The organism is Rhizobium fabae, from assembly GCF_003985135.1.
GTDB lineage: Bacteria > Pseudomonadota > Alphaproteobacteria > Rhizobiales > Rhizobiaceae > Rhizobium > Rhizobium pisi.
Genome location: NZ_ML133647.1, coordinates 273,633 through 297,909 on the forward strand (window position 1 = coordinate 273,633; position 24,277 = coordinate 297,909).

Sequence of the window (24,277 nt, forward strand, 5' to 3'; positions counted from 1 at the left end):
ATGCAAATTGTCTGTAGCGAGCGTTACAGGCCGAAATGTGTTGTCTCAGACCTGAAACTTCAACCCCCAAGATGTGCATCCCCGCGCTGCGACGACAATGCTCATTGACAGATTAACATACAATCTGTCAAACAAAGCGCGCAACGCTTTGGGAGGAGCCGACGATGTCATTCGACGAAGCACACCGCACGAAACTGCCGTATTTCTATCCATTCAAGTTCGGGGACGGCCAGATAACGGTCCTATCAGACGGACCGCTGGAACTGGGTGATCCGAGCGAAAATTTCCTCGGTGTCACGCCTAAGACGGTCGGGGAAATGCTTGAGCGCAGCTTTTTGCCACTGGATAACGTGGTGCTTGAGCAGAACGTGCCTCTCGTCGAAATCAACGGCAAGACCATCCTCTTTGATACCGGAATGGGCACGTCGAAGGCTTTCGGCCCGACCACGGGCCGCTTGCTGACCAGCATGCACGAGGCTGGTCGCAGCCCGGACGAGGTAGACGCGGTCGTGCTTTCCCACGCTCACATCGACCATACGGGCGGCCTATGCAACGAAGCGGGAGAATTGAACTTTCCGAACGCGGAAATTTACATAAGCGAAAGCGATTTCAACGATTGGACCGACGGTTCCACGCTCGATTCAGTGTTCAAATTCCAGGTTGAGAACGCCAGACAGAATCTCCTCCCTCACAAAGATCGGACCTTTTTCTTCCGCGATGGACAGGAGATTCTTCCCGGCGTCCAGGCGTTGCACGCGCCGGGCCACACGCTCGGCCATCATTGCTTCATGATTGAGTCCGGCAACGACAGGCTGTGCTTCCTTGGCGACCTCACCCACCATCACGTCCTTCTGATGGAGCGGCCATGGATGGAGTTCAAGTACGATACAGACCCGACTTTGTCCGCCAGATCGCGCACCAGGGTACTGGACATGCTCGCGACCGACCGCATTCAGGTGATGTCATATCATTTTGCCTGGCCAGGAACCGGACATGTGGCGCGCGAAGGCGACGGTTTCCGCTACTTCCAGTCGCCGATGCGGCTATTGGCTCACTGATAATCGAGGATACTCCAATGCAAATGCGTTCCGTTATTCTTCGGGAATCGGGCTTGTCGAAGCCGTACGCCCAGTCGAAACCGCTCATTATCGAGACAGTCGAATTGACTCCCCCCGGCTCGTTGGAAGTTCTGGTCAAAATCAAAGCCGCCGGCGTGTGTCATTCGGACCTGTCCGCTATCAACGGGGATCGTCCGCGTCCGCTTCCTGTGGCCCTGGGGCACGAGGCGTCCGGTGTCGTCGTCGAGGTCGGTCCAGGGGTCGACAACGTCAAGGAAGGCGATCATGTCGTCATGTCCTTCTTGCCTATCTGCGGTCATTGCAGCTATTGCGCAGAGGGACGGGCAAGCCTCTGCGAACCCGGCTACAAGGCGAACGCCGCTGGAACCCTGCTGTCCGGAAGCCGTCATGTCAGGCTCAAGGGTTACGAGGTCAACCATCACAGCGGGGTATCTGCATTCTCCGAGTATGCGGTGGTTTCCGCGAATTCCGTGGTCAAAATCACCAAGGAAATCGACCTCGCCAAGGCTGCCCTTTTCGGGTGCGCCGTCGTTACGGGGGTAGGGGCCGTGATGAACACTTGCGGGGTCAAGCCAGGCGATTCCGTGGCGGTTATTGGTCTCGGTGGGGTCGGCCTGGCGGCGATTCTCGGAGCGGTGGCAAGCGGAGCTGGCCAAATCGTCGCTGTCGATCTAGTCCCCGCAAAGCTGGAGCTCGCCAAGGAACTCGGAGCGACACGAACCTTCCTTGCAAGCGATCCGGACGTCGCCGCCGCAATCAAAGCGGCAACCGGCGGGGGTGTCGACTACGCCATTGAAATGGCGGGATCGGCAAAGGCCTTCGATCTTGCTTACAACATCACAAAACGCGGCGGGACCACGGCGACAGCTGGCCTTGCAAACGTGAATTCGAAGTTCGAGATTTCGCCTCTTCCGCTGGTCGGGGAAGAGAGGACGATCAAGGGAAGCTACATGGGCTCCTGCGTGCCGTCCCGCGATATCCCTCGGTACATCGATCTCTTCCTGCAAGGTAAGCTACCCGTCGACAAGCTGTTGTCTAGTACGGGCTCACTCGATGAGATCAACGAAGCGTTCGACCGGCTCGACCGTGCAGAGGTCATCCGTCATCTGATCCTTCCATGAGTATCGCGAATGGTCCTCGAACCGGAGCACGGGAAATTGAGTGATTGGAAAGCACTGGCGCTGCATTACGGGACGGCCGAAAGACCGCTGTCCGACCTCCAGCTCGAGGTCCCCGATATCCACGATCAGTTCGGGCGCATCGAATACTTCGTGTGGCTACTGAGGCATCAGGGTCGCCTGATCTTGGTCGATACCGGCTTCAGCGCTGAAGAGGGGCGTGCGCGGGGACGCACCATGTTGATTCATCCCGTCGATGCCCTTGCTCGGCTGGGAATCGGAACCTCTGACATAACAGACGTCGTGATCACCCACCTTCATTACGATCATGCCGGAAATCTCGGCGATTTTCCGAACGCTAAATTTCACATTCAGGACAGGGAAATGGCTTACGGAACCGGACGATGCATGTGCCATCGGCATATGCGGAAGCCTTTCGCAGCCGAGGCAGTTGTCGATGCCGTTCGCCTCGTCTTCAAAGACCGCATGTGTTTTCATGAGGGGGATGCCGAACTCTCGCCCGGTCTGAGCCTGCATTTGATCGGTGGCCACTCCAAAGGGCTTCAGGTGGTCAGACTCGTCGCAGATGGCAAAACGGTGGTTGTCGCGTCAGATGCATTGCATTTCGAACACTATCTCGACGACCAGAATGCCTTCCCGCTCTACGCGGACTATCTGGAGGTTGTCGAAGGATACCGAAGACTGCTCGAATTGGCAGGTCCGAACGGATTGTTGATTGCGGGCCACGATCCCAAAGTTCTCAGCGATTTTCAACCACTTAACCCTGAGCAGCCATTTAGCCGGGTATTGTTCTAACGGACCACTTTGAAGAGCGCAGCTTAAAACGTTTGAAATTTCTCCCTCCTATCAGACAATCGGGTTGTCTTACGCGGCAAACCGACAATATAATGGGCTCGAAGTATCTCGCAGAACGGTGGGCAACGAGTCTCGATGGGTGAAATAGGTCTTCAAATTTCGCGGCAAAGCGCGACTCTCAGAATTCAGGTGGAAGAGAAGCTGCGGCAGGCAATCGCCAGCGGCCGTTTCAAGCCCGGCCAGCGCCTCGTCGAGCGAGAACTCTGTGAACTTATCGGCGTGGGCCGGACGTCAATCCGCGAGGCTCTTCGGCAACTTGAGGCCGAAGGTCTGATTACAAGCTATCCGCATCGTGGACCCGTGGTGAGCACAATCAGCTACGAGGAAGCCGCGCAGCTTTACAGTGTGCGGGCATTGCTGGAGAGCTTCGCGGGGCAGGAGTTTGCAGAAAATGGCAGCCCGGAGAACATCGCCAACCTTGAACGCCTCGTCGAGGAGTTTGCGGATGCCGCCGAATCCGGAGCGGGCAGCAGACTCATCGCATCAAAGACTGCTTTTTATGAGTGCTTGATGGAGGGAAGCGGCAACGTTTTTGTCAAGCAAATGCTGACGTCGCTTCACAACCGTGTGACCCTCCTGCGAATGACTTCCATGACCCAGCCAGGACGGTTGAAGCACAGCGTCGCTGAAATCCGGGATATCGCGGCGGCAATCAGGGACCGCAACGGGCCGAAGGCGGCGGCGGCCTGCAAATATCATATCGATATGGCCGCTAAGGTCGCGCTGGACTACCTTCGCAAGAATGATGTCAGCCCTTCGGAATAGACGCGGGCACGTCCGCAAATAGCTCCCGTAGCAAATTACCGTCATTGACAGATTGTCTGATAATCTGTTTATTTGGCTTCCGATGAGGGGGCCAAGCTTGCTCGCCGCGTCTCATCGGTCGTTCATGGCATGCGTCGGCCGCATTTTTAAAAGGGTCGCGACGGGAGGAAATTTTGGACCACTACAACGAATTAATGGCTCGCGTCGTCGAGGCTATCAAGGACGGGGAGTTGCCGAGGCTCATTCCCAGCCTCGACTGCAGGGTTCGATTGACGGTTGGAGATCAGAAAGCGACGCTTTCAATCAGGAACGGCGAAGTAGCGCTGGACGGTGACGCCGCCCAGGCCGATGTGACTGTCAGCGCCTCGCCGGAGGCTTGGTCCAGGGTCCTGCAGACGCCGCCGCCCGCCACATATCACTCCTTCACTGCCCTTCAAATGGCGAACGAGGAATTCGAGATTTCGGGTCTTCCTCTCGAAATCGCCAGGGCAAGGCCAGCACTGGAACGGCTCTTCGAACTCGTCGTCCGCGCTCCGACGAAAGAGGCGGCTATCGTCCGTCGTGACATCACGACCGTATTGGGCCGATACCAACCCGTCAGCATCGAGGGAACCGTTTACGATATCTACTTCGAGGAAACGGGAACGGGCGTGCCGGTTCTCTTTCTTCATACGGCAGGTGCCGACAGCCGTCAGTTCCTTGCTCAACTTGCCGATACGGGTCTTGCGGAAAGCTACCGGCTGATGGCCGTAGATCTTCCGTTTCACGGGCGCTCCATGCCGCCGGCATCTTGGGACGGAGCACCGTACAAGCTGACGGCCGACCTTTATCAAGCCTGGTGCCGTGCGATCCTGGAACGGGTTGTCGGAGAGAAGGCCATCGTCGCAGGGGGCTCTATGGGAGCTGCCATGGCGCTGGTCCTCGCTGCGGAAAGCCCGGAGCACCTGCTCGGTATAATCGGTATCGAGCCGCCGTTCAGATCGAAGGGTCGTCGTAACCCTTACCAGCATAACGTAAACGTACACGGCTCGCTGCACAACTCGGCGTATGTGCGTGGGATAATGAGTCCGATGAGCCCGGGTTCGGAGCGCAGACGCGCAAGCTGGATTTATTCTCAGGGGGCACCGGGCATTTATCCCGGCGACCTCGCCTTCTACAGCGATGAATTCGACGGCGCGGTAACCGCGCCGAAGATCGACGCCAGCCGTACCCCGACCGTCCTGCTCTCGGGGGATTACGATTATTCGGCAACGCCCGCGGACGGGGCCAAACTCGCCGACCTGATACCTGGTAGCCTGCACCTGACCATGCCCGGCCTGGGCCACTTCCCAATGTGCGAGCATCCGGATTATTTCCGTCCGTACCTGATGCGGGCGCTCGAGTTCATCCGCGCGGCGAGGTAGTCGTGGCGGCGGCTCAAGCCGCCGCCGTTTCACTTCACGAGGTGATTGCCGATCGACGAGCCGCCGTCGACTGTCAGCACGCTTCCCGTCGCGAAGCGGGAGCGGTCCGAAGCAAGGAACAGCATCGCTTCTGCGATCTCCTCGGGCAGCCCCATACGATTCATGGCTGCGCGCGCGTTGAAGTCGCTGCGCAGTTTTTCGGGATCGTCGGACTGAGCGAATATCTTCGTGAAGTAAGGGGAGTCGATGGTGCCGGGCGCAACGGCGTTAACTCTGACGCCATCCTTCGCGTGGTCGAGGGCCATGGCCCGTGTCAGCGAAGAGATAGCGCCCTTCGAGGCAACATAGGCGGTGCGGTCAGCGATCGCCGAAACCGCGGTGTAAGACGTCGTATTGACGATCGAGCCGCCCCCGTTCTTGGCCATCACGGGGATTGCGTATTTCGAGCACAGGAATATCCCTTTGACGTTTACCGCCATTATCCGATCCCAGTCCGCCTCCTGGATCGTTACGACGTTGCCGGTCATGCCGAATCCCGCGTTGTTTACCAGGACGTCGATCTTTCCGAAGCGCTCGACCGTTGCCGAAACCATCGACTCAACTTCCGATGCCGAAGAGACATCGGCGCGTAACCCGATCGCGGATGCGCCGATCGCCTCGGCCACAGCCTCTGCTGCATCGGCGTTCACGTCCACCACAACGACGCTCGCGCCATGTCGGGCAAACAGCTCCGCGGTTGCCCGCCCGATGCCGCTGCCCGCGCCAGTTACGATGCAGACCTTGTTCTCCAGATCCATTTTCGAAACTCCTCTCGTTGATCGCCACACCAAACATTTGGCAGACAATCTGTCAATATCACAAAATTGAGTTGACAGATTGTCTGATAATCTGAATATTGCCTCCATCAGACGGAAATGCGAGGGAGGAAGAAATGGGCGATGCCAACAGCGCTGCGCAAGCGGCGTTCCGGTCCGCTATGCGCCGGTTCACGTCTACCATCTGCTTGATAACTACCGAGCACAATGGCGTTCGCCACGGCATGGCAGCGACCGCGGTACAGTCCGTAACGGCCGATCCGCCGACGATCCTCGTGTGTATCAATCAGTCGGCGTCAATCAGCAAGCCTCTCAAGGACGCCGGGCGGTTTGCGGTCAACATGCTCCACCTCTCTCACGCGCCGTTGGTGCCGCTGTTTAGCGGCAAGCTGAAAGGCGAGGAACGGTTTCACCACGGAGAGTGGATTTCCCTCGACGGAATGCCCGTACTTGCCGATGCGCAAGCCGCGTTCGTGTGCGAGCTGCAGGATGCGGTGAACGTAGCCACTCACGATGTTGTCCTCGGCCATGTGCTGGAGGCGCGTTTTATCGAATCCATTGCGCCGCTCCTATACGAGGACGGCAAACTTGTCCGGTCGTCTGCGATTATCGAGACGGCCGCCTAATCAATCCGGTTCGTTTTTCGAGCCTGGTTTCCATTAACCTGAGCCTGAGAGCAACGAAGGAGAAAAAAGTGAGCGGTGCTGCAAACGCAAAGAGTGAAGTCAACGGACGCGAAGTTAGCGCGCGTTTCGAACGTGGTCTCAAGACGCGGCGTGAAGTTCTGGGCGGGCCCTACGTTGACGCAGCGGTCAACAAGGCAACCGAGTATAACTGGCCGATGCAGGAACTCGTCACCGAGTACTGCTGGGACGAAATCTGGAACCGTCCGGGCCTCGATCGCCGTTCGCGAAGCATTCTGAACCTCGGCATGATTTCGGCTCTCAACCGGCCTCACGAGCTCAGGCTGCACGTTCGCGGCGCTATCAACAACGGCCTGACCAAGGAAGAGCTTCGCGAGATTTTCATGCAGGTCGCAATTTACTGCGGCGTTCCGGCTGCAATCGACAGTTTCCGCATCGCGCAGGAAGTATTCGAAGACATGGGCATCTGAGCCCTAGACATGGCGCGGGCCGCGACTACGGCTCGCCCTTTAGAATCCCAGATGGAGGAGATCCAACGTGACTACCAAGGATGATTTCCGCGCAGCCGGAAACCCGATGTTCAACGACAACAAGCTCAAGCTCGGCGTTTTCGGGACCAATTGCTCGAACGCCTGTGCCATTACCCTGGCAGAGAGCACGTTCGAACCGACCTTCGATCACAATGTCAAAATCGCCCGTCAGCTCGAAGACGCTGGTTGGGAGTGCATGGTGCCGATCGCGCGTTGGCGCGGTTTTGGCGGACCGTCGAACTTCAACGGCGTCAACATGGATACCTTCACCTGGGCGGCTGCGCTCGCGGCCGTCACCAAGAAGCTCCAGTTCTTCTCGACGACCCATATCCCCACCCTCAATCCGATTGTCGCCACCAAGATGGCTACGACGATCGACCACATCTCCAAGGGTCGTTACGGCCTGAACCTCGTCACGGGTTGGTTCACGCCCGAGATGGAAATGTTCGGCGTTCCGATGATGGAACACGATACCCGCTACGAATACGCGACTGAGTGGATGGAAATCGTCGAGCGCCTCTGGAAAGAGAACGGCGTCACCTTCGAAGGCGAATTCCTCCGCGTAAAGGACGCGTTCAGCGAGCCGAAGCCTTACAATAAGCAAACCAATCGACCCGTTATGATCTGCGCAGGCGCTTCCGGCAAGGGTATGCACTTCACCGCCAAGTTCTGCGATTTCAACTTCGGCTTCATGCAGGACATGGAAGCCGGCACCGCTTGGGTAAAGAAGGTCAAGGACCTGGCGCGGACGGAATACAACCGCGAGCTTGGCACCTTTACGGCGTGCCCCGTCGTCGTCCGGGAGACCGAAAAGGAAGCCAAGGACTACTACAACTACTACGTCAACGAAAAGGGCGATTGGGAAGCTTGCGAAAACATCTGCGAGGTTCTCCAGGTTCAGTCGCAGAACCACTCGCCCGAGATGTACCAGAAGTTCAAGGAACGTTTCATTGCAGGTTGGGGCGGCTTCCCGATCGTCGGTACGCCAGAACAGGTCGCCGACAAGCTCGTCACGCTCAGCAGCACGGGTGTCGATGGCGCTCTGCTGACGATGGTGGACTACAACGAGGAACTACCATTCTTCAACGAACGCGTCATGCCGCTGCTCAAGCAGGCTGGCCTGCGCAACTAAGCTACCTGGGCGGCCACGGCTGCCGCCCGGTTCTCAACGCCGATGAAAATCGGCTGGTATATCCGCGGCTCGATATCGATCAGGTACTGGCTTGAGCGGATAATTGGAGGGGAGGAGACCCTATATGCTGAAGAAGGTGGTTACCACAGTCACCCTGTTGGCAGGCTTATATTCGACAACGAGTGCCGTAATGGCAGATGGGCTGGATTCGCTTCCCGCCGATCAGCTGAAACTCTACGAACTCGTCGATCCGGCGATCCCGTTGGGACCGACCGTGTTCAAGGATTTCGTCGCAAAGCGACCGCCGCCGTGGAAAATCGGTTATGCATCGACCTATGCCGGAAATACCTGGCGCGCGTCGATCCTCAGCGAAATGACCGACGTGTTGCTGCCGAAATACAAGGAAGCGGGCCTGGTCTCGGAACTTGTGGTGACGCAGTCCGATCTGAAGGACTCTGTGCAGATCCAGCAGATGCGGCAGATGATCGACGACGGTGTCGACGCAATTATCATCTGCGCCTCGAACATCACCGCGCTCAACCAGACGATCGAGTACGCACACTCCAAGGGCGTTCCTGTCTTCTCGGTCTCCGGCTACGTGACTTCGCCCTATGCCATAAATGCCACGGAGAACAACACGCATGGCGGATACTCGTCGGCGAAGTGGCTGGCCCAGGAAATCGGCGGCAAGGGCAATGTTCTGATGGTGTCCGGCATTCCCGGTTTCGCCTCGTCGGATAGCTTCAACGTCGGCGCTAAGAAGGCTTTCTCCGAATTTCCGGACATCAAGGTCGTCGGTGACGTCGCGGGCAAGTGGACCGATCAGGTCGCCCAGGTCGAAGTCCAGAAGTTCCTCGCCACCAATCCTGCCGACGTCAACGGCATTCTGGTTCAATCGGCTTCTGAAAACGGCGTTCTCAATGCCGTCGAACAGTCGGGACGCGATATGATGCCGATCGTTCTCGGTGGAGAAGCATCGGCCGCTTGCTACTGGCGCAAGAATCCGGACTTCATCAGCAAGAGCTTCCATTTCTGGCCGCCGAAATCCGACGCCCGGCTGGTTTGGGACGTCATGATGCGTACGCTCGAAGGTCAGGGTCCGAAGATCCAGTCCATTCTTCGCCCCGCGCTCCCCTATACGATCGACGACGTGAAGGAGGTTCTCAACGAGGACTGCGATCCGAATTCCACCGCTTGGCTCGAGCCGAAGGGTGACGCGTGGTGGCCGGCCTCCGTCGCGGTAAGCTACTTCGAACGGGCTGAAGACCCGCTCGCTTGGCGTCCGAAAAAATAACACCGCCGATTGACCGCCCAACTTCGCGCCGACTCTTCCCGATCGGCGCGAATGGCAATTCAAGGAAGGAAACATTTTGTCGGAGTTTCACAGAATTCAGCGCCTGCCGCCCTATGTTTTCGAACAGGTCAACCGTTTGAAAGCGGGCGCGCGAGCGGGTGGAGCCGACATAATCGACCTCGGCATGGGAAATCCCGATCTCCCGACTCCGAAGGCCATCGTCGACAAACTCTGTGAAGTGGTGCAGGACACGCGGACGCACCGTTACTCCTCGTCCAGGGGCATTCCCGCCCTTCGCCGAGCCCAGGCCACCTATTACGCACGGCGTTTTGGCGTGAAGCTCAATCCCGACAGTCAGATCGTAGCCACCTTGGGTTCCAAGGAAGGATTTGCCAATATGGCGCAGGCCATCACCGCACCGGGCGATGTCATCCTGTGTCCTAATCCCACCTATCCTATACATGCTTTCGGCTTTCTGATCGCGGGCGGCGTTATCCGGTCGATACCGGTCGAACCGGACGTTAATTTCTTCGCGCCGCTCGAACGGGCTGTTCGCCACTCGATACCGAAACCGCTGGCACTCATTCTGAACTATCCGTCGAACCCGACGGCGTACGTGGCAACCTTGGACTTCTACAAGGATGTCATCGCGTTCGCGAAAAAGCACGAGCTCATCGTGCTGTCCGACCTTGCCTATTCGGAAATCTACTTTGACGACAATGCCCCGCCGCCCTCCGTGCTGGAGGTGCCGGGTGCTATGGACGTCTGCGTCGAATTCACTTCCATGTCGAAGTCGTTCTCGATGCCGGGGTGGCGCATCGGTTTTGCTGTCGGCAACGAGCGGCTTATAGCGGCGCTCACCCGGGTCAAATCCTATCTGGACTACGGTGCCTTCACGCCGATCCAGGTGGCGGCCCTACACGCCCTGAACGGCGATGGTTCCGACATCGCGGAAATCCGGAGCGTTTACAAGCGCCGCCGTGACGTCATGGTCGAGAGTTTTGGCAAGGCTGGCTTCGAAGTCCCGCAGCCTGCCGCGACGATGTTTGCTTGGGCAAAGATACCGGAGAAATACCGTCATTTGGGTTCGCTGGAGTTTGCCAAGCTGCTGGTCGAAAAGGCCGACGTGGCCGTTTCCCCGGGCATTGGGTTTGGCGAGATGGGGGATGACCATGTGCGTCTGGCGCTCGTCGAGAACGAGCACCGCATCCGTCAGGCGGCCAAGAATATCAAGCGTTGGCTGGGCCAGCAGGACGAAACCCGCTTCAAGGACGAAACTTTGGATGAAAGGACAGACGATGCCAATTTTGGGATCATGCCAGTGTAAGGCAGTTCGGTACGAGGTCTCTGAGATCGATGGCCCGATGTGGAACTGCTTCTGCCAGACCTGCCGAAAGTCACACGCGGCCGACCACAATACCGCGGCAAAGGTGAAGAGCGAGCACTTCACACTGCTCGCCGGCGTAGACGTGCTGAAAAGCTTCGAATCCACCCCAGGAAAGCTACGCTGGTTCTGCTCGACGTGTGGCTCTCACGTTTACGCCGAACGCCCGTCCAACCCGGACCTAAAGGTCCTCCGGGCTGGTACCTTCGACACGGATCCGGGTTCGGTGGCCGAGTCGAACGTATGGATGTCGCACGCCCGCCCGTGGCTGAATCACGATGCCTCGAAGCCGAGCTTCGAAGAGTTTCCCTGAGAAGGTTGCGACCGTATCCGCGCTGCGTCCAGCGTTGCGCGCTTTTGGTGTTCGTCCTACTGCGGGGTGAGAAGCGATGAACGACGGTACTCTCCAGGTAGAGAGGCAAAACGCTTCGTTGAGAATACAGGTCGAGGAAAAGCTTCGGCAGGCGATCGCCGAAGGTCGGTTTCGGCCGGGCGACCGTCTCATCGAGCGCGAACTCTGTGCCTTGATCGGGGTAGGGCGTACTTCGATCAGGGAGGCCCTGCGCCAGCTCGAAGCCGAAGGGCTTGTCACGAGCTATCCGCATCGTGGGCCAGTGGTGACGCTGATAACCTACGAGGAAGCCGACCAGCTTTATAAGGTCAGGGCCATTCTGGAGGGCTTCGCCGGACAGCAATTTGCCGAGCGTGGCAGCGAGGTCGAAATACGCGCGCTCGCGAAAGCGGTGGAGGAATTCGAGAGGGCCGTGAACGCAGGCAACAGCGCGATCCTCGCAACGGCGAAAAACGCTTTTTACGACTGCCTGATGTCCGGCAGCGGAAATATCTTCGCTCGGCAGATGCTGACGAGCCTTCACAACCGCATAAACCTCTTGCGGATGACGTCGATGAACCAGCCTGGAAGGCTGCTTCACAGTCTTTCGGAAATAAAGGAAATCGCCGCCGCTATCGAAGCTCGGGATGCCCTGCGAGCGCAGGCCGCATGCAAGCTCCACATCGAGAAGGCTGCGAAAGTTGCGCTCGAGTATCTCATCCAGAACGTTGGATCACCACGCACCTAGCATTTCAGGATCAGGCTATGAATGAAGAAACTCCTCGTTTGAAGATTGCGTTCATCGGACTCGGCGCGATGGGATTGCCCATGGCGGGCCATCTCATCGGGCCAGGCCGCGAAGTGGCGGGATTCGATTTGTCGGACGAGGCAAAGAGACGTTTCTCCGAAGCTGGAGGGACGTCCTGCGCAGACATTGCTGCAGCGGTCTGGAACGCCGACGTCATCATAACGATGCTGCCGAACGGCAAAATCGTGCGCGAGGCACTTCTCGGGGGAGAAAACTGGCGCAGCCTGAAGCAAGGAGCGCTTGTAATCGACATGAGCTCTTCTGCTCCCGGCGACACCAGGAGGCTGTCGGAGCAGCTTCAGTCGAAAGGGATCCGGCTGGTCGACGCTCCCGTGTCCGGCGGTACTCGGCGGGCGATTTCGGGAACCCTGGCTGTCATGGTTGGCGGAGAGGCTCGAGACGTCGACGAGGCAGAACCTCTGCTCCGTATGCTTGGAGCCAACATCTTCCGGACCGGTGCAGTCGGTTCCGGCCACGCTATGAAGGCCATCAACAACTATGTTTCCGGAGCAGGGGTCGTTGCGACAATCGAAGGCGTGCTGCTGGGTAAGGAGTTCGGTCTGGAGCCGACGGTCGTCGTGGACATCCTCAATGCCTCGTCCGGCAAAAGCAACACGTCCGAAATCAAAATGAAGCAGTTCATCCTGTCGGGGACCTTCAACAGCGGGTTCGCACTCGGGCTGATGGCAAAGGACATCGGCATTGCAAACGGCCTCGCGTCTGAACTGGGATTGAACTTCGAGAATCTGATACATATCGCGGGTGTCTGGGAACGGGCGGCGAACGACCTCGGAAGCGGAGTCGACCACACCGAAATCGTTAAATATCTGGCCGGCCACCGTCAGGACGGCGCGAAATAGCATCCTCCCTATTGACAGATTATCAGACAATCTGTCATTCTGCCCGCGGAGTGAGGAGGGCGATTTCGCATAAGCGGGTCGCCGGACACGAAAATTGAGAAAATTCGCGAATTCTACGTTCGGCGCGCTTGGTGCGCCGGCGGGCGGGTTTTGCCGCTCGATGGGAGGAGAGACATGGCGAGCGAAGTGACAGTACGCCTAGTAGGTATTGCCAAGGCATTCGGAGAGACGAAGGCCTTGAAGAAGTGCGATTTCGAAGCCTGCGCGGGTGAAGTTCACGCCATCGTCGGCGAGAACGGAAGCGGCAAGAGCACGATGGCGAAGATCATGTCTGGCGTGCTGCGTCCCGACACGGGGGAAGCGACGATCCTCGGCACGACAATCAAAACGCCGATCGACGCCAAGACCGTCGGACTCGCCACGATATTTCAGGAGGTTCTTGTCGCCGAGGAAGCAAGCGTTCTCGACAATCTTTACGTCGGCCGCGATGGTTTCTTTGAATGGCGCAAATCTTCCGGCAAACGCAGAGCCGAAGCGCAAGCTTTGCTCGATCGGCTTGTGGGCCAGCATGTAGACCTGTCGAGGAACGTCGGCGACTTTCCGCTCAGCGTTAAGCAATGGGTTGTCATTGCGCGTGCAATCTTGAAATCCCCGAAAGTACTCATTCTCGACGAATCCTCGGCAGCGCTCGATCTCGATGCGACCGTTAGGTTGCACGATGAGATCGACAGGCTGCGCAAGGCAGGGGCTACGGTTATCATCGTCACTCACAGGATTGCCGAACTGGTTCGGATCGCGGACCGCGCTACGATTTTACGCGACGGTGTTACGGTCGGTGTTCTGGAAAAGGCGGACATCAACGAGAACAATCTGCTGGCCATGATGACGCCTGCCGATCGCAAACTCAGCGGTGCCGCGAAAGATGGCAAACGGAAAACCGCCGAAAACCGCCGGGTCGTTCTGGAGGTCACCAAAACCATTGCGCAACGCGGCTCCGCCCCCTTTGACTTCGCAATCAAAGAAGGCTCCATCGTGGGCGTGGCAGGTCTGGACGGCCAGGGCCAAGACGCGTTCGTTCGTGCACTAGCGAGAATCGTCGCGCCGTTCGGCGGGGATGCGAAAGCGCTGGATTCCGGGAGAAACGAACTTGTTTTGATGGGCGGACTCGAGGACGCCGCGCGCCTTGGCGTTGTGTATGTTTCCGGCGACCGGAAGCGTGAAGGTATTTTCCCCCAGCAGAGCATCTTCGAGAATCTCGCTATCGGCATCTACAAGAAGAATCTGGGCTCGCTCGGAATCATCAGACGAGGCAAGCTCAAACAGATGTTCTCCAGGGAAGTCGATCGCCTTCGGGTTAAAATCGGCCGCCCAGACAATAGGATCACGTCCCTATCGGGTGGAAATCAGCAGAAGATACTCATCGGCCGGGCTTTCGCCAATAATCCTAAGGTCATCATTCTCAACGACCCGGCGCGCGGCGTCGATCTGGGCACGAAGCGCGATCTGTATCGCGAGCTCGAGATATTCGCGGAACAGGGCGGAGCCGTGATCTACCTCTCGAGCGAAATCGAGGAATTTCTCGGTTTCGCGGACCGGGTAGATGTCTTCCACCACGGCAGAATTTACCGTTCGCTCGAGGGGGACCAGATCAATGAAGAGACAATCCTCGCAGCAATGTTCGGGCGGTCGGAAGCCGACGTCGTCGAGTTTACATCTGAAAGGAAGGTGCACTGATGTCTGCGCAACTGAAAATGCCCGCCTTGTTCCAGGACCGCTCGCTCGTCGTTCCATGCCTTCTGTTTGTGGTCCAGATTTTGCTGGCCGCTATCCTGTCCCCGCGGTTGTTCACAGTTGACGGCATAGGCGGTGCGATATTGGTGGTGACACCGCTCGTTCTTACCACGTTGGCGATAACCCCGATCGTTATAGCGGGGCGGGCGTCTGTGGACCTCGCGGTGGGACCGCTCCTGAGCTTTATCAACGTCACGCTGATCGCGTGGCTCGTTGGAAACGGAATCACCAACCCGGTCGCCGTGATATCGTGGGTGGTTGGGGTAGGTGCTGCCTATCAGCTCATCCAAGCTTTGATCATCATTTATGTCCGAGTGGCCCCGATCATCGTCACTCTCTCGGGATTTCTCGTTCTTTCGGGCGTGAACCTCATGGTTATGTCAAGCTCGGGGGGCGTCGCACCGGATTGGATGATGAGCTGGGGGGCAGGGACAAGCATTTTCTCGCCCGTGCTCGGTCTATTGATCGCGGCTTTCGCCATCTGGGCCATCATTCGCAGGACCTCGTTTTTCACCCATCTCCGGATGACCGGCGCTGACGAACGTATGGCTTACACGAGTGGAGTGAGGGTTAATCTTGTGCGGATCGCCGCCCACATGCTCGGCGGGGTTTTCGTCGGACTGGCCGCGCTGAGTTACACCGCGCTGGTTTCTTCCGGCGATCCCACGCAGGGAAGCAATTATACCCTCCAGGCGGTGACCGCTCTGGTTTTGGGCGGTGCCAATCTCGCTGGTGGCCGTGGTGGCGCTCTCGGATCAACGTTGGGCGCGCTCAACATGTTTCTAATCTCCTACCTGCTCTCCGTTTTCAGCTTTGGGAGCGTGACGGGTTATGTAACGCAGATGGCCTTTGGCTTGGTTCTGATGACATCGCTGCTCATCAACGTCGTTATGACCAGCCGCCGCGTCGCTTGATAGGAAATCCAAAGTCATGACAACACTCACACACATCGACACACCCTCCACGTCCCGTGCCCGCGGCATCCGTGTCCAGCGCGGCATAGCCATAGGCTTCGCACTGCTGGCGGTGTTGATTGTGCTTGGCGCGGTGCTCGTGCCGGGCTTCGTATCACCCCGTAACATGCGCTCGATCCTGTTGCTGGCCGCGTTCCTCGGCCTTGCCTCGCTGGGCCAGACGCTGTGTGCGTTGGTGGGCGCTCTCGACCTTTCGATACCGTATTTGATCGGCGCGGCGAACATTCTCTATCCAACGCTGCTGGTCGCCGGCGTGCCTGCGTGGCTTGCAGTGATCGTCGTCGTGGCACTGGGCGCGGCCGTGGGTTTTGGCAACGGGCTCCTAAGTTTCAAGCTGCAAGGGCAAGCCCTGATCATGTCTCTGGGAGTAGGCTTCGCGGTTGTGGGAGCGGTTCAGCTCTATACGTCCCTCGGCTCTGCATTCAGCGGAACGGTCTTCGCGCCCGTTCCCAACTGGCTCCGAAATTTCGCGGCATTCAATGGAAAGACGTTCGGGTTCGCGATGCCGCCGGTGGTTATACTCTGGCTTGTGATTACGGGCAGTACGATCTGGGCACTGTACAATACCTGGTTCGGGCGCTCCATTTACGCAATTGGCGGAAGCCGGGTCGCCGCGGCACGCCTCGGTATCTCGGAGTTCCGGGTCTGGACGGTGATCCACGCGTTAAGCGGGGGCATGTCGGCTCTCACGGGGGTGCTTCTCCTCGGTTTTTCCGGCGGCGGATATGTCGGCGTCGGCGATCCCTACCTTTTCACCACGGTGGCCGCTGTCGTCATCGGAGGCACGTCATTGCTGGGCGGGGCAGGAGGATATGGCGCGTCCGTGCTCGGCGTCCTCGTTTTGACAGTCCTCACCTCTCTTCTCGTTGGCCTTGGCCTTAGCTTTGCCGCTCAGCAAGCGATCGTCGGCCTCCTTATCATCCCAATGGTAGCGATCTATGCGCGGTCACCGCACATCAGAAATCAGATCTGAACGGAAGTTCGCTGCTTCAATACATTGAAAGGAATGCTTGATGTCGATTTCGTCAACCCTGAGGTCGAAGCTCACGGACGCAACTCTCGTGCGCGAGGCAAGCTATGTCGGTGGTGAGTGGCACGACTATGACGGCACGGGTGCGACAGTAGACGTCTATAACCCTTCCAACGGAGACCTGCTTGCGAAGATCCCCAACACGGACCTCGGCGACATCAGGCATGCCATCAAAGTGGCAAGCGTCGCGCAGAAGCGCTGGGCAAAGCGCACGGGCAAAGATCGGGCGGGCATTCTCAAGAAGCTTCACGAACTGGTCGTCGCGAATGCGGAAGACCTTGCGGTTATCCTGACCTCGGAGATGGGAAAACCGCTCGCCGAAGCCCGCGGTGAAATCGCATATGGGGCAAGCTATATCGAATGGTTCGCGGAAGAGGCGAAGCGGGTGTATGGCGACACGATACCCGCGCACCAGGAAGACAAACGGATCCTCGTCCTGAAACAGCCCGTCGGTGTCGTGGCAGGCATTTCTCCGTGGAATTTTCCGAATGCGATGGTGACTCGCAAGGTCGCTCCAGCCCTCGCAGCGGGCTGCGCGATTGTGTTCAAGCCCGCCGCGGAAACGCCGCTTTCCACTATCGCTCTGGCGGTGCTCGCAGAACGCGCGGGAGTTCCTGCAGGACTTTTCAGCGTGCTCCCAACAACCCAGTCGCGCGTTTTCGGCGAGGAAGTCTGTGCGAACCCCGCCGTCAAGAAGTTGACTTTCACGGGATCGACGGAGGTCGGACGGGTGCTGATGGCCCAAGGCGCTCAGAAAATCATGAAGCTTAGCCTGGAGCTCGGCGGCAACGCGCCGTTCATAGTATTCGATGATGCCGACCTCGACGCCGCCGTCGAGGGCGCGATGATTTCCAAATTCAGGAACGCGGGCCAGACTTGTGTATGCGCTAATCGCCTTTATGTGCAGGACGGGGTCTACGACGCGTTCATTGCGAAGCTTGCCGCTCGTGTTGAAGGCCTGAAAATCGCCGACGGCTTCGAAGAAGGCACCGCCATCGGTCCCCTGATCAACCAGGCAGCCGTGGCAAAACTGAATGCTCACATTGAGGATGCCCTCATAAAGGGTGCTCGATTGGTGACCGGTGGGCACGGCCACGCGAACGGAGGCACTTTTGTTCAGCCCACGGTTCTCGCCGATGTAAACGCAGACATGATAGTCGCGCGTGAAGAAACCTTCGCTCCACTTGCGCCCGTTTTCCGGTTCAAGACCGCCGATGAAGTCATCGAGTTGGCCAACGACACGGAATTCGGTCTCGCCGCGTACTTCTATGCCAACGATCTGAGGAACGTCTGGAAGATCACAGAAGCCCTGGAATACGGGATGGTGGGCGTCAACACCGGACTAATTTCCACCGAGGTTGCGCCGTTCGGCGGCGTCAAGCAATCGGGCTTCGGTCGTGAAGGATCCAAATACGGAATGGATGATTTCCTGTCGATCAAATACGTCTGCATGGGTGGACTGGCCTGAAACAGGTCGAAGGCCCGCCGGTCCAAAACGCTCTCACCGCATCAACGTTTGCAGATTGTCGGATTGTCTGCTAATGTGTGCGGTAGACACGGAGGAGTTGGAGTTCGGTGAAAATCGTAGGTGTTACCGGAAATCTCACGCGGCCTTCCAAGACCCGCTCGCTTTGCGAGTACTTGGTGGATCAATTGTCGGAGGGCTCAAGCGGGCACTGCTTCGACCTGATCGACGCGCTGCCCGGGTTGGGCGGCACGGTATGGCGTAGTGAGGCACCGGGTGAAGTCGAGGCCGTGTTAGCGGCAATCGAACAAGCGGATATCCTTGTGGTCGGTTCCCCGGTCTATAAGGCCTCGTACACGGGAATGCTTAAACACCTGTTCGACTTGGTGGATGCCAAGGCTCTTGCTTCCAAGCCGGTGGTCGCATTTGCTACCGGGAAAGCTCCCGCCCACGGCGAACACGTCGAGGCTCACATGCGTTCGCTCTTCGGGTTCTTTGAAGCCCGGATGCCAGCTCGTTTCATCTACGCTCGTGATCATGACTTCGAAGCCGGATTGCCGGGCTCCAGTTTGAAAGCGGTCGTTCACCAAGTAGTTCAACAAGTCCGGACGGACTTGGTTGCATAGGCTCGTCAGGGAGAAGAACATGCCCTTTTCAACCGTAAGCCAAGCCATCGAAGCGATAGCGAAGGGTGAGATGATCGTCGTCGTGGACGATGAAAATCGGGAGAACGAGGGCGATATTCTCGTTGCCGCAGACAAAATCACGCCCGAGCACGTTGCCTTCATGATGAGGCATGCGCGCGGCCTGATTTGCGTACCGCTGCCTGGCGAAAGGCTGGACGAGCTCGATGTACCGCTAATGGTCATCCGAAATTCCGACTCCCTGCAGACGGCCTTTACCGTATCGGTGGACTATAATATCGGAACTACCACCGGGATTTCCGCCGAGGACCGTGCGGCCACGATTCGCGCGCTCGTTGACAGCAAAACCAAACCTTCCGAACTTTCACGCCCTGGCCACATCTTTCCCCTTCGCGCAAATCCGCGCGGAGTGCTGGGCAGACCGGGTCACACGGAGGCCGCGATCGATTTTTCGCGGCTTGCTGGGTTGTCGCCAGCTGGCGTTATCTGCGAGATTGCCAACGATGACGGCAGCATGTCGCGCCTTCCTGAGTTGATGGAATTCGCCGCTTTGCACGGCCTGCATATCGTGACGATCGAAGCCCTCATCGAACACTGCAGGGCGGTCGAGCCGGCGGTCAAGCGTTACTCCAGCTCCAAGATGCCCACGCGGTTTGCCGAGTTTTCCGCCATCACGTACCGCGACCAGGCCTCTGGCTTCGAACACATTGCACTCACTTACGGAGATGTTTCCGGCGGGCACGACGTTCCGACTCGTGTCCATTCTGAATGCCTCACCGGGGAGGTCTTCCGGTCTCTGCGGTGCGACTGCGGCGAGCAACTCGAGATGTCGATGCGAGCCATTCGGCAGGCGGGAGTAGGATGCATTGTCTATCTTCGTGGTCAGGAAGGTCGTGGCATCGGTTTAGGTAACAAAATCGCCGCGTATGGACTGCAGGATGCTGGATTGGATACTTTGGACGCAAATCACGCGTTGGGCTTCCCGTCGGATGCTCGGCAGTTCGGCGCAGCGGCGGATATCCTTGCTGATCTGGGCGTCCAAAGCGTGAGGTTGTTGACGAATAATCCGGGTAAATTGGAAGCGTTGCGCGCCGCTGGCGTGACGGTGACATCCCGCCAAAGCCTTATCGCGGCTACTAACGCAACCAACATATCCTATCTTCGCACAAAGCGTGATCGGTTCGGGCACCTGTTACAGAACGACCAGCTTCCGGGCCAGGAGACAGAAAACGTTGTCTCGGTGTGGAGCGCCAAGATCTCAGCGGGTCCCCTCGGATGAGAGGCGGTTGCGCTTCGGCAGCACCGATATTCTCGCTTCGTTAGCTTGGTTGGCGGTGAGGATCGGAACGCTCACAGTCTCGGCAAGCTCTTGGGGCTAGGCGTACATCACTTCAATCGAGTTGCTGTCACCTGGAGTGCGCTGACCTTGTTCCATTTGATGGATCACCTGAATCAAGGCGAGTGACGGCTGGTTTTGGCACGCGAGCGTCCGCACCGTATTTCTGGATGGGGTATATCATCTAGTCTTGGACTGATCCCGATCACGCTTACCTGCAAAAGCACGACAGGAATTCTCGAAGCAGGCTTTCGTCGGTGCAAGACACTCGGAAGGCGATTAGGGCGGCCGACGAGCCGCCCCTTTACCATTTAGTTCATGTATTTCGCGATATTTTCCTTGTTGAGCGTAAGCCAGGGTACGGTGTAGTGCTTGCTCGTCCCGCCCGCCCAATCGATGTTGAGGCTCTTCCAGATCTCAGATTGAGGCTCATAGCTCTCGCCGACGAGCTGTCGCAGAGCAAGATCCAATGCACCCTGTCCCTCGGCTTTCGCATACTTGTAGAGGGACATGTACATCTCTCCGTCGGCGATCGCCCGCTTTCCATCGGGAATACCGTCGATACCGATGACAGGGACATCCGCCGGATTAAGACCAGCACTCTTGATCGCCTCGATCGCGCCGAGTGCCATTTCGTCGTTCTCGGAAAGCACGCCGTTAATCTGACCCGAATATGCGGACAGCCAGTTCTCCATGACGGCCTGGCCCTCGGCGCGGCTCCAATTTCCGGACTTGGAAGCAATAAGCTTTAACCCCGGATGCGCGGCCAGGGATGCGTCGATCCCCTTCCTACGTGATATCTGCGCCGACTGGCCAATCGGCCCTTCAAGCACCACGATGTTGCCCTTGCCTTTGAGCCGCTCGGCAAGAAAGTCTCCGATCATTTTGCCGCCCAGCGGATCATCTACGATGATCTGGGAGGTGATCTTGTCGGAACTCGATTCGAGCGCCGAACCGATGACCGGAATGCCTGCGTCAATGGCCTTCTCGATCGGCGCGGACGACGCTTCGCGGTCAAACGATTCCATGATGATTGCATCGAACTTCTGGGTGATCATGGTGTCGATCGCATTCGATTGCACAAGTGGATCGAATTTTCCGTCGAATACGACGATCTTGACTTTCCCGTTGAGCACCCAGGGGTGCTGCTGGATTTCTTCCGTGAGTGTGTGCGCGTATTCGGCCGACTCGCCGAAAGAATTGACACCGATGACGAACTGCTTGTCTTTCCCGATCGCCGGCGATGCAGCCAGGGCGGCGACGACCGCGGCAAATGTCAGTTTCTGCAACATGCTCAAAATACTCCTCCGTTGTTGAGCTGGATTACGCCTTACGGGACCGATCGACGACAACCGCCAAAATGATGATCGCTCCCTTGAGAAACTGCTGGTAGTTCGAAGAAATTCCCAGCAGGTCCATTCCGTTATTCAGTGTGCCTATGATCAATGCCCCGAACAGCGACCCCACGAGCGTGCCGCGGCCGCCCGCAAGGCTGGTTCCGCCGATTACGACGGCGGCTATGGCGTCAAGCTCGTAGCCTACGCCCGCCTGGGGCAGGGCGGCCGTCGTCCTGGCAGTCAGGAGCAATCCGCCCAGCCCGGCCAGAACGCCGGAGACGACGTACGCTGCGGATTTAATGACATTGGTGGAAACGCCACTCGCGCGCGCCGCGCGCTCGTTCCCGCCGACTGCATGGACATACCGGCCGAATGGCGTGTGCTTCAGGCATATCCAGGCGATAGCGAAGACTGCGAAAAGGATAAGTGCTGGAACGGGAACGCCCGCGACACTTCCGCCCCCGATCCATTTGAAGGACGGCATCAGATTGGGAATGGGACGTCCGTCCGTATAGATGAGGGTGAGACCGCGGGCCATGCTGAGCATGCCGAGGGTCGCAACGAATGACGGGAGGCGTAGGTACGCGACCAGTGACCCGCTCAGCAGGCCGCAAGCTCCTCCCACCAGAAATCCGGTCACCAATCCGATCGGCAAGGGATAGGGAGAGGCGAGGGTCAGAAGGCTACCCGCGACCGCCCCAGCCAGGGCCATCACCGAGCCGACCGATAGATCTATGCCACCCGTCAGGACGACAAAGGTCACTCCGACCGCGAGTATCCCGTTAATGGAGGACTGCCTGAGAACGTTGGACAGGTTGTTCCAGGTCAGGAAGAACTCGTTGGACACGGAGAAGAACATGCACAGCAGCAGAAAGACGATGCCTATTCCGAACGTCTGAAGGGCAGTCTTCAGATGAACTGTCGGATTGTGGCTCTTTCCGCGCGCATCCAAAATCGCTTCGTTGGACATTGCATTTCCTTTCGACGGGCACATTGGATCGCTGCTCAAAGCGATCGCTGAGCTGCTGTGTGGTGGTTGACGAAGGTTATGGTTTGGAGACCGTCGCTTAGGCTGCGAGGTCCATTATGTGCTTTTGCGTAGCAACGGATGCATCGAGGGTGTGCGAGAGCTTGCCCCGACGGAAGATCGCTATCCGATCACTCACGTGGAGCACTTCGGGTGCTTCCGAGGATACCATCAGTACCGCGTTGCCTCGTGAGGCAAACTCGCGCAGAAAACAATATATTTCCTGCTTAGCGCCTTCGTCGATGCCTCTGGTCGGCTCATCGCATATGAGAAGCTTCGGATCGCTGGTAAGGCACCGGGCGACGATGACTTTCTGCTGGTTACCCCCACTAAGGCTCTCGACCGCGAGGTTGGAAGAAGCGCATTTGACGCGTTGGGACGCGATCATGGCGTCGACGATATTGATTTCGCTACGTCGCCTAATCCAGAAAAACCGGGTGAGTTTCCGGATGACCGAAAGGGTGATGTTGTGTGCGATCGAAGCTTGGAGCACGAGGCCGGTCATTTTCCGATCCTCCGGGATCATTGTCATCCCAGCTTTGATGGATGCTCTGGGGTTGCCGGGACGGACGGCTTTACCGTCTAACTTGACCTCACCGCTGCTCGGCTTGCGAACGCCGTAGACCGCTTCGAGAAACTCGGTGCGGCCCGATCCCAGAAGACCGTAGATCCCCACAATTTCGCCAGCGCGAACATCAATCGAAATGTTGTCGAATGTTCCCGGCTCGCTCAGGTTTCGAACTTCAAGCACCTTTTTCTCGGTAATCCGGGTGTCGAAATTGCGCTGCGTCTCGACTTCACGGCCAACGATCTGCGTCACCAGATGTCTGCGATCGATATCGGCTATTCGGCCAGCTTCGATAAACTCGCCATCCCGGAAGATCGTGTATTCGTCTGCGATCTCGAAAATCTCGGTAAGTTTGTGGGAGACATAGATTATGCCGCTACCCTTCGCCTGAAGGCGGCGGATCGCCTTGAAGAGAATGTGGGCTTCGTGCTCGCCGATCGCGGATGTCGGTTCGTCCATGATGATGATATCTGCGTCGCGGCTGAGGGCCTTCGCGATCTCGACCAGTTGGGTCTGGGCCAGCGTAAGTTCGTCCATTCGCGCGTTCGCTGGGACGTCGAACTCCAGGTCCGATAGGAGCCGTCGTGCATCCCGTTGCATCGTCTTGTGGTCCACGAAAATTCCGAGTTTCCTCGGCTCATGCCCCAGGAAGAGGTTTTCGGCTACGGTCATGGCAGGAACTGGGTTCAATTCCTGCGAGATCATCACGACGCCCTTTGCCATGGCCTCCGAAGGCGTGTGGAACTCGACGCGGTGGCCCTTGACGAATATTTCCCCGCCATCGCGCGCAAGAGAACCCATGAGAATGTTCAGGAAGGTTGACTTTCCCGCGCCGTTCCCGCCGCACAGGGCGTGGACGCTACCGGGGCGTACCTCAAGTTTCCCGTGTTTGAGCGCAGGGACGCCGTTGAAGGACTTCGCTATTCCGGCCGCGCTCATCAGTGGTAGAGCCGTTGGCCGCCCTTGGCCGGAAACTCCCGAAACGTTCACAGGCATTATTATAATCCTCCAACAGCGGCGTCGGGCTCCAAGTCCTCCACTCAAACCCGCCGCTTCTGTCAGATTG

23 protein-coding genes are annotated in these 24,277 nt (G+C 58.0%); 19 read left to right on the plus strand and 4 right to left on the minus strand.

The window, feature by feature from the left end; translation table 11 throughout:
* The first annotated feature begins 164 nt into the window (after positions 1-164).
* The 5 genes from EFB14_RS07190 (at position 165) to EFB14_RS07210 (ending at position 5,241) form a co-directional block, all read left to right on the plus strand.
* Positions 165-1,058: an MBL fold metallo-hydrolase gene (locus tag EFB14_RS07190; protein WP_126823974.1), complete on the plus strand. Its 894-nt coding sequence runs from the start codon at positions 165-167 to the stop codon at positions 1,056-1,058.
* 17 nt (positions 1,059-1,075) lie between these two features.
* Entirely contained in the window at positions 1,076-2,200 is a 1,125-nt protein-coding gene (locus EFB14_RS07195) for a zinc-dependent alcohol dehydrogenase family protein (RefSeq protein WP_126823976.1), read from the plus strand.
* 9 nt (positions 2,201-2,209) lie between these two features.
* Positions 2,210-3,013: an N-acyl homoserine lactonase family protein gene (locus EFB14_RS07200; protein ID WP_245438214.1), complete on the plus strand. Its 804-nt coding sequence runs from the start codon at positions 2,210-2,212 to the stop codon at positions 3,011-3,013.
* Between the two features lie 135 nt (positions 3,014-3,148).
* On the plus strand, positions 3,149-3,838 hold the full coding sequence (locus tag EFB14_RS07205) for a GntR family transcriptional regulator (RefSeq protein WP_097594884.1): 690 nt from the start codon (positions 3,149-3,151) through the stop codon (positions 3,836-3,838).
* A 173-nt stretch (positions 3,839-4,011) separates the two neighbouring features.
* Positions 4,012-5,241, plus strand: coding sequence for an alpha/beta fold hydrolase (locus EFB14_RS07210; RefSeq protein ID WP_097594883.1), 1,230 nt, complete (start codon positions 4,012-4,014; stop codon positions 5,239-5,241).
* A 29-nt stretch (positions 5,242-5,270) separates the two neighbouring features.
* Here EFB14_RS07210 and EFB14_RS07215 read toward each other — a convergent pair whose 3' ends face one another.
* A complete protein-coding gene (locus EFB14_RS07215) occupies positions 5,271-6,038 on the minus strand; it encodes an SDR family oxidoreductase (RefSeq protein WP_126823978.1) in 768 nt (255 codons plus the stop codon).
* A 134-nt stretch (positions 6,039-6,172) separates the two neighbouring features.
* On the opposite strand from EFB14_RS07215, the gene EFB14_RS07220 reads away from it, so the two are divergent.
* From EFB14_RS07220 to EFB14_RS07285, 14 genes are all read left to right on the plus strand, one after another.
* Entirely contained in the window at positions 6,173-6,682 is a 510-nt protein-coding gene (locus EFB14_RS07220; RefSeq protein WP_097594881.1) for a flavin reductase family protein, read from the plus strand.
* Positions 6,683-6,750: 68 nt separating this feature from the next.
* Positions 6,751-7,170 (plus strand): carboxymuconolactone decarboxylase family protein, encoded by a 420-nt coding sequence (locus tag EFB14_RS07225; RefSeq protein ID WP_097594880.1) that lies wholly within the window; start codon positions 6,751-6,753, stop codon positions 7,168-7,170.
* 67 nt (positions 7,171-7,237) lie between these two features.
* Positions 7,238-8,362, plus strand: a complete 1,125-nt coding sequence (locus EFB14_RS07230; protein WP_097594879.1) for an LLM class flavin-dependent oxidoreductase — start codon at positions 7,238-7,240, stop codon at positions 8,360-8,362.
* 124 nt (positions 8,363-8,486) lie between these two features.
* Positions 8,487-9,656: an ABC transporter substrate-binding protein gene (locus EFB14_RS07235; RefSeq protein WP_126823980.1), complete on the plus strand. Its 1,170-nt coding sequence runs from the start codon at positions 8,487-8,489 to the stop codon at positions 9,654-9,656.
* A 73-nt stretch (positions 9,657-9,729) separates the two neighbouring features.
* Positions 9,730-10,983: an LL-diaminopimelate aminotransferase gene (locus EFB14_RS07240; protein ID WP_312894100.1), complete on the plus strand. Its 1,254-nt coding sequence runs from the start codon at positions 9,730-9,732 to the stop codon at positions 10,981-10,983.
* A gap of 37 nt (positions 10,984-11,020) precedes the next feature.
* Positions 11,021-11,353 carry a GFA family protein gene (locus EFB14_RS07245; protein ID WP_245438216.1) on the plus strand — a complete coding sequence of 111 codons (333 nt, stop codon included), beginning with the start codon at positions 11,021-11,023 and terminating at the stop codon, positions 11,351-11,353.
* Between the two features lie 76 nt (positions 11,354-11,429).
* Positions 11,430-12,119 carry a GntR family transcriptional regulator gene (locus tag EFB14_RS07250; protein ID WP_126823982.1) on the plus strand — a complete coding sequence of 230 codons (690 nt, stop codon included), beginning with the start codon at positions 11,430-11,432 and terminating at the stop codon, positions 12,117-12,119.
* 17 nt (positions 12,120-12,136) lie between these two features.
* The gene (locus EFB14_RS07255; RefSeq protein WP_245438217.1) at positions 12,137-13,039 is read left to right on the plus strand and encodes an NAD(P)-dependent oxidoreductase; all 903 of its coding nucleotides are present in this window, start codon (positions 12,137-12,139) and stop codon (positions 13,037-13,039) included.
* 174 nt (positions 13,040-13,213) lie between these two features.
* On the plus strand, positions 13,214-14,773 hold the full coding sequence (locus tag EFB14_RS07260; protein WP_126823986.1) for a sugar ABC transporter ATP-binding protein: 1,560 nt from the start codon (positions 13,214-13,216) through the stop codon (positions 14,771-14,773).
* Complete coding sequence (locus EFB14_RS07265) at positions 14,773-15,744, plus strand: ABC transporter permease (RefSeq protein ID WP_126823988.1); 972 nt, start codon at positions 14,773-14,775, stop codon at positions 15,742-15,744. Before EFB14_RS07260 ends, EFB14_RS07265 begins: the two co-directional genes overlap by 1 nt.
* 16 nt (positions 15,745-15,760) lie before the next feature.
* The gene (locus EFB14_RS07270) at positions 15,761-16,777 is read left to right on the plus strand and encodes an ABC transporter permease (RefSeq protein WP_126823990.1); all 1,017 of its coding nucleotides are present in this window, start codon (positions 15,761-15,763) and stop codon (positions 16,775-16,777) included.
* 40 nt (positions 16,778-16,817) lie between these two features.
* Positions 16,818-18,302: an NAD-dependent succinate-semialdehyde dehydrogenase gene (locus EFB14_RS07275; RefSeq protein WP_126823992.1), complete on the plus strand. Its 1,485-nt coding sequence runs from the start codon at positions 16,818-16,820 to the stop codon at positions 18,300-18,302.
* Between the two features lie 107 nt (positions 18,303-18,409).
* Complete coding sequence (locus EFB14_RS07280) at positions 18,410-18,925, plus strand: NAD(P)H-dependent oxidoreductase (RefSeq protein ID WP_097594870.1); 516 nt, start codon at positions 18,410-18,412, stop codon at positions 18,923-18,925.
* 19 nt (positions 18,926-18,944) lie between these two features.
* Positions 18,945-20,222 (plus strand): bifunctional 3,4-dihydroxy-2-butanone-4-phosphate synthase/GTP cyclohydrolase II, encoded by a 1,278-nt coding sequence (locus EFB14_RS07285; RefSeq protein WP_097594869.1) that lies wholly within the window; start codon positions 18,945-18,947, stop codon positions 20,220-20,222.
* 368 nt (positions 20,223-20,590) lie between these two features.
* Here EFB14_RS07285 and EFB14_RS07290 read toward each other — a convergent pair whose 3' ends face one another.
* The 3 genes from EFB14_RS07290 to EFB14_RS07300 form a co-directional block, all read right to left on the minus strand.
* Entirely contained in the window at positions 20,591-21,571 is a 981-nt protein-coding gene (locus EFB14_RS07290) for a substrate-binding domain-containing protein (protein WP_097594868.1), read from the minus strand.
* 31 nt (positions 21,572-21,602) lie between these two features.
* Positions 21,603-22,586 (minus strand): ABC transporter permease, encoded by a 984-nt coding sequence (locus tag EFB14_RS07295; RefSeq protein WP_126823994.1) that lies wholly within the window; start codon positions 22,584-22,586, stop codon positions 21,603-21,605.
* A 97-nt stretch (positions 22,587-22,683) separates the two neighbouring features.
* A complete protein-coding gene (locus EFB14_RS07300; protein WP_097594866.1) occupies positions 22,684-24,207 on the minus strand; it encodes a sugar ABC transporter ATP-binding protein in 1,524 nt (507 codons plus the stop codon).
* Between the last annotated feature and the right edge of the window lie 70 nt (positions 24,208-24,277).

Bases quoted from the DNA above. Each gene is read 5' to 3' on its own strand.
- EFB14_RS07255 (WP_245438217.1), top strand. From the start codon at position 12,137: ATGAATGAAGAAACTCCTCGTTTGAAGATTGCGTTCATCGGACTCGGC.
- EFB14_RS07195 (WP_126823976.1), top strand. From the start codon at position 1,076: ATGCAAATGCGTTCCGTTATTCTTCGGGAATCGGGCTTGTCGAAGCCG.
- EFB14_RS07300 (WP_097594866.1), bottom strand. From the start codon at position 24,207: ATGCCTGTGAACGTTTCGGGAGTTTCCGGCCAAGGGCGGCCAACGGCT.
- EFB14_RS07220 (WP_097594881.1), top strand. From the start codon at position 6,173: ATGGGCGATGCCAACAGCGCTGCGCAAGCGGCGTTCCGGTCCGCTATG.
- EFB14_RS07275 (WP_126823992.1), top strand. From the start codon at position 16,818: ATGTCGATTTCGTCAACCCTGAGGTCGAAGCTCACGGACGCAACTCTC.
- EFB14_RS07285 (WP_097594869.1), top strand. From the start codon at position 18,945: ATGCCCTTTTCAACCGTAAGCCAAGCCATCGAAGCGATAGCGAAGGGT.
- EFB14_RS07290 (WP_097594868.1), bottom strand. From the start codon at position 21,571: ATGTTGCAGAAACTGACATTTGCCGCGGTCGTCGCCGCCCTGGCTGCA.
- EFB14_RS07205 (WP_097594884.1), top strand. From the start codon at position 3,149: ATGGGTGAAATAGGTCTTCAAATTTCGCGGCAAAGCGCGACTCTCAGA.
- EFB14_RS07200 (WP_245438214.1), top strand. From the start codon at position 2,210: ATGGTCCTCGAACCGGAGCACGGGAAATTGAGTGATTGGAAAGCACTG.
- EFB14_RS07245 (WP_245438216.1), top strand. From the start codon at position 11,021: ATGTGGAACTGCTTCTGCCAGACCTGCCGAAAGTCACACGCGGCCGAC.
- EFB14_RS07250 (WP_126823982.1), top strand. From the start codon at position 11,430: ATGAACGACGGTACTCTCCAGGTAGAGAGGCAAAACGCTTCGTTGAGA.
- EFB14_RS07235 (WP_126823980.1), top strand. From the start codon at position 8,487: ATGCTGAAGAAGGTGGTTACCACAGTCACCCTGTTGGCAGGCTTATAT.
- EFB14_RS07260 (WP_126823986.1), top strand. From the start codon at position 13,214: ATGGCGAGCGAAGTGACAGTACGCCTAGTAGGTATTGCCAAGGCATTC.
- EFB14_RS07190 (WP_126823974.1), top strand. From the start codon at position 165: ATGTCATTCGACGAAGCACACCGCACGAAACTGCCGTATTTCTATCCA.
- EFB14_RS07295 (WP_126823994.1), bottom strand. From the start codon at position 22,586: ATGTCCAACGAAGCGATTTTGGATGCGCGCGGAAAGAGCCACAATCCG.
- EFB14_RS07265 (WP_126823988.1), top strand. From the start codon at position 14,773: ATGTCTGCGCAACTGAAAATGCCCGCCTTGTTCCAGGACCGCTCGCTC.
- EFB14_RS07215 (WP_126823978.1), bottom strand. From the start codon at position 6,038: ATGGATCTGGAGAACAAGGTCTGCATCGTAACTGGCGCGGGCAGCGGC.
- EFB14_RS07270 (WP_126823990.1), top strand. From the start codon at position 15,761: ATGACAACACTCACACACATCGACACACCCTCCACGTCCCGTGCCCGC.